Genomic DNA, 641 nt, shown 5'->3' on the forward strand with positions numbered 1-641 from the left:
CGCGGCGGCTGAGCGCGCGCATCAGCGACGCCGCCTGTGCGTCCAGCCCGTCGATGGCGTCGCGCACCCACAGACGGAAATCGGTGGCGACCTGGTCGTTGCGCGAGCGCGCGGTATGAAGCCGCTTGCCGGCCTCGCCGATCCGTTCGGACAGGCGGGCCTCGATATTCATGTGGATGTCTTCGAGCGCGGTACTGAACGTGAACCGGCCGGCGGCGATTTCCGCGCCGATCTCGGTCAGGCCCCTGCGGATTTCGGCCTCGTCCGCTTCGGAAATGATGCCGGTCCGAGCCAGCATGGCGGCATGGGCCAGCGAGCCCGCGATGTCCTGCCGCCACAGCGCCTGGTCGAAGCCGATCGAGGCATTGATATCCTGCATGATGGCCGACGGGCCACCGGCGAACCGCCCGCCCCATTGAGCGTTGGCCAGCGCACCGTCCTTGCCCGTTTGCTGTTCTTCGTTCACAGACATTCCATGCCCCAGATCTTGTCGAAACCCGTCGATCGCCGCGCCCTGCTCGCGAATGGCGGCACCCTACTGGCCGCATGGCTCGGGTGCAAATCCATCCTTGCGCCGTGCCGGGCGGCGGCGGAAGACGGGCCGGTCGCCGTGCCCTTGTCCAGCCTGCGGCCGCATGCCC

1 protein-coding gene is annotated in these 641 nt (G+C 68.3%); it reads right to left on the bottom strand.

What is annotated here, in order from left to right:
• Positions 1 to 472 (bottom strand): lyase family protein (locus HUK84_RS21795; protein ID WP_246285826.1); only part of this gene is annotated, 472 nt, incomplete at its 3' end.
• Positions 473 to 641 lie beyond the last annotated feature (169 nt).

The sequence above is a fragment of the Nguyenibacter vanlangensis genome (assembly GCF_013376155.1).
Classification (GTDB): Bacteria; Pseudomonadota; Alphaproteobacteria; order Acetobacterales; family Acetobacteraceae; genus Gluconacetobacter; species Gluconacetobacter vanlangensis.